This window comes from Dyella tabacisoli (genome assembly GCF_003350925.1).
Classification (GTDB): Bacteria; Pseudomonadota; Gammaproteobacteria; order Xanthomonadales; family Rhodanobacteraceae; genus Dyella_C; species Dyella_C tabacisoli.
Genome location: NZ_KZ857198.1, coordinates 1 through 4,268 on the forward strand (window position 1 = coordinate 1; position 4,268 = coordinate 4,268).

Annotated in this window: 2 protein-coding genes; both read left to right on the top strand. The window is 65.2% G+C overall.

Translation table 11 applies throughout. The annotated features are described in order from the left end of the window. On the top strand, positions 1-1,972 hold a 1,972-nt coding region (locus tag DVJ77_RS20920; RefSeq protein ID WP_225428132.1), incomplete at its 5' end, for a condensation domain-containing protein. Continuing rightward, positions 1,956-4,268 (top strand): non-ribosomal peptide synthetase (locus DVJ77_RS20925; protein WP_162791634.1); only part of this gene is annotated, 2,313 nt, incomplete at its 3' end. The genes DVJ77_RS20920 and DVJ77_RS20925, both read left to right, overlap by 17 nt.

Here is a 4,268-nt window from a genome sequence, read left to right on the forward strand (position 1 = left end):
GGCGGCGCGCGAAGATCATCTGGGTCACAAACAACTGGTCGGCTATGCGGTGCCGCAGGACGGCTACGCACTGGATGCGGCCGCGTTGCGGCGCACGCTGGCCGAGCTGTTGCCCGACTACATGGTGCCAGTCACCGTCGTACTGCTGCCCGCCTTGCCGCTCTCGCCCAACGGCAAGCTCGACCGCGCCGCGTTGCCGGCGGCGGACTTTAACCGCGAGCCGCTGCGCGAACCGCGCAACCCGCAAGAGGCCGCCCTGGCCGCGCTGTTTGCCGAAGTACTCGGCATCGAACAGATCGGCATCGATGACAGCTTCTTTGAATTGGGCGGCGACAGCATCCGCTCGATCCAACTGGTCAGCCGGGCGCGACTGGCGGGATGGCTCATCAAGCCGCGCGACGTGTTCCAGCACAAGACCGTCGAAGCACTGGCCCTGGTCGCGGTGCCAGCCGTCGATGCAGCCACCGATGCGCTGGATATCGCCAGTGGACCGCTGCGGGCGACCCCGATCATGCAGTGGTTTTTGGAGCATGGCGGCGCAGGCATCCAAACGTTCCATCAAAACGTGCTGCTGCGCAGTCCGGCCGAGCTGACGCTCGATAGCCTGATCGCATCGCTGCAAGTACTGCTCGACCACCACGACCTGCTGCGCCTGCGGCTCTCGCGCAGCGCGAACCATCCTGCCGGCGAGATGATCGTCCTGCCGGAAGGGAGCGTGGATGCCGCCAGTTGTGTGGCGCGGGTCGATGCACATGGCATGGACAGCACGGCATTGCGCCAGGCGATTGCGACGCATACCGATGCCGCGCAGCAGCGCCTCGCGCCTTACGACGGAAAAATGCTGCAGGCGGTGTGGTTCGATGCCGGTGACGGACAACAAGGTCGATTGTTGTTGTTGCTGCACCATCTGGTCGTCGATGGTGTGTCGTGGCGTATCGTGCTGCCGGACCTGGCCGGTGCATGGCAGGCCTTGCATGCCGGCCGCCCAGCCGTGCGCCCCGCCAAGAGCAGCTCATTCCGCTTATGGGCCGACAAACTGGCCGCCGAGGCGACGAGCGAACGGCGACAGGCCGAATGGCCGCTGTGGAAGCGCATGCTCGAAGGCGCCGATCCGCAGCTTGCGCCACACCGGCTCGACCCGCAGCTCGATCGCGTACAGAACAGCGGACAGTTGCAACTGCGCTTGCCCGTCGCCGTGACCGAAGCCCTGCTTGGTCGGGTACCGTCTGCGCTCAATGGACGCATCAACGATGTTCTGCTGACCGCCTTCGGCCTGGCATTGGCCGATTGGCGCAAGCAGCGCGGACAAGCTGGCCCATGCGTGCGCATCGACCTCGAAGGCCACGGCCGCGAAGACATTTTCGATGGCGTGGATCTTTCGCGCACGGTCGGCTGGTTCACCAGCGTGTTCCCCATCAGCGTGGAGCTGGGCGACTTCGATGTGCCGCGTGCGCTCGCCGGCCATGCGGATCTAGGCCGCGCCTTCAAGCAATTCAAGGAACAGTTGCATGCGTTGCCTGACCACGGGCTGGGTTTTGGACTGCTGCGCCATCTCAATCCGACGACTGCCGCCACCCTCTCGGCCTATGCCGATGCACAGGTGAGTTTCAATTACCTGGGCCGTTTCGAAGCCTCGGACCAACAAGCCTGGACCATGGCCGATGAAGCCGACCGGCTGGGCAGCGGCAGCGACGGCGCCATGCCGTTGACCCATGCCATCGCGCTCAACGCCCTGGCCGAGGAAAGCGTCGACGGCCCCTGCCTGGTGGCGAACTGGAGCTGGGCCGCGCGCCTGTTCAATCACGACGACATCGCCGACCTCGCGCAGGGCTGGTTCCGTGCGCTGGAAGCCCTGGTCACCTTTGCGCAGAGCTCGCAGGCCGGCGGCTTCACGCCTTCCGACGTGCCGCTGCTATCGATCAACCAAGCCGACATCGAATACCTGGAGTCGCTGTATGCATCACGACATTGAGGACATGCTGCCGTTGTCGCCGCTGCAACAGGGACTGCTGTTCCAGCACCTGTACGACGAGGGCGCACCCGACGCTTACCTGGTGCAGACCCTGTTTGAACTCGATGGGCCGCTCGATGCCGAGGCGCTGCACGCGGCGGCGCAGAACCTGCTCAGGCGCCATCCCAACCTTCGCGCAAGTTTCATGCAGAGCGGCTTCAACGAACCGGTACAAATCATCCCGCGCGAAATCGCCGTGCCATGGCGACTGCTCGATCTGAGTCGGCACGAACCGGCCGCACGCGAAACCGCGCACGCACAGGTGCTGCACGACGATCGCGCGCAAGCCTTTCAGGCCGCGCATGGCCCCCTGCTGCGCTTTACCCTGGTGCGCCTGGGCGAACGGCAGCACCAGTTGATCTTCACCAATCATCATCTGTTGCTCGATGGCTGGTCGATGCCGATTTTTCTGGATGAATTATTTGCGTTGTATCGGAGCCGCGGCGCCACGCCTTTGCCGCGCGTCACGCCATATCGCAATTACCTCGCGTGGTTGCGGCAACAAGATCAGGCGGCCGCGCAATCGGCGTGGCGCAAATATCTGGATGGCGTAAGTGAAGCCACCCGCCTGGCGCCAACGACGAGCGGCAAGATGTCGATGCTGCCGCAGGTCTTCAACGTCCGCCTGGGCGCAAGCTTGAGCGAAGCGTTGCAGCAACGCGCGCGCGTCGCGGGGGTCACGCTCAACACCTTGTTTCAGGCGGCCTGGGCCTTATGGTTGTCGCGACATACCGGTCGCAACGATGTGATCTTCGGTATCACCGTATCGGGCCGCCCGCCGGAGATCGCCGGGGTCGAGCAAATGGTCGGCCTGTTTATCAATACCGTGCCACTGCGCGTGACGCTGGATCCGGCGCAAAGCATGCAAGCCTTGCTGCTGCGATTGCAGGCCGAGCAGGTTGCGCTGCTGGACCACCAGCATCTCGGCCTGGCGCAGATCCAGCAGCTCGCCGGTATCGGTGAATTATTCGATACGCATTTCATCTTCGAGAACCTGCCGCTGGAGCAGGCAGGCGTTCTCGGTGCGCCGGACGACGGCCTGCATTGCCGCTACAGCGGGGGCCAGGGCGGCGATGTAACTCACTATCCGCTGGGGCTGATGGCGCTGCCCGGCGCCGATATGGAATTGCGTTTCGGTTATCGCCCCGATCTGTTCGACCAGGATACGGTGGCCAGATTGGCGCAGCGCCTGGTGCGTGTACTGGACGCTATCGCCTATGCGCCGCAGCAAGCCATCGGCGTGATCGATCTGCTCGATAAGGCCGAGCGCGAACAAGTCGTAGTGAACTGGAACGCCACCACCCGCGCGCTGCCGGCATCGAGCTTTCCCCTGCTGTTCGAGCAACAGGTGTCGCGTGCGCCCGATGCCATCGCGGCGGTGTTTGAACAAGAGCGCCTGACCTACGCCGAACTCAACGCTCGCGCCAATCGCCTCGCGCATGCGCTGGTAGCCCAAGGCATCGGCCCCGAACAAGCGGTCGCCGTCGCCCTGCCGCGTTCGCTCGATATGCTGGTCGCCCTGCTCGCCGTGCTTAAAAGCGGTGCCGCCTATCTGCCGCTGGACCTGGATTATCCGGCCGAACGGCTGGCCTATATGCTCGACGATGCGCAGCCTGCGCTCGTCCTCGCTCGCAGCGATGCCGCGGTGGCGCTACCGGCGCACCAGGCGATCTGGTGGCTCGATCAGCACAGCGTCGCGGAGCAGGCGGCGAGCGATCTGGACGACCGCGAGCGCACTCGCCCGCTGCATGCCGACCATCCGGCCTATGTGATCTACACCTCCGGCTCCACCGGACGGCCCAAGGGCGTCGCGGTCCGCCATGCCGGATTGAGTAACTTCCTGCACAGCATGCGCGAACAACCCGGCATCGCCGCCGGCGAAACGCTGTTGGCCTGCACACCGATCTCCTTCGACATCGCCGCGCTGGAGCTATACCTGCCGCTGCTGCAGGGCGCCTGCGTGCAGATCGTGCCGCGTGCGGTAAGTACCGATGGCCTGCGCCTGCGTGCCCTGCTCGATGCGGTCGCACCGCAGGCGATGCAGGCTACCCCGGCCACCTGGCAGATGCTGCGCGAGGCCGGCTGGCAACCCGCCGCGTCCTTGCGCGTGCTGTGCGGCGGCGAAGCGTTGCCGCCCGAGCTGGCGAGCTTTCTACGCCAGGGCGCCGCCTTGTGGAATCTCTACGGCCCCACCGAAACCACCGTGTGGTCGCTGGCCGAACACGTCGGCGACGGTCCGGTGCGGATCGGCCGGCCC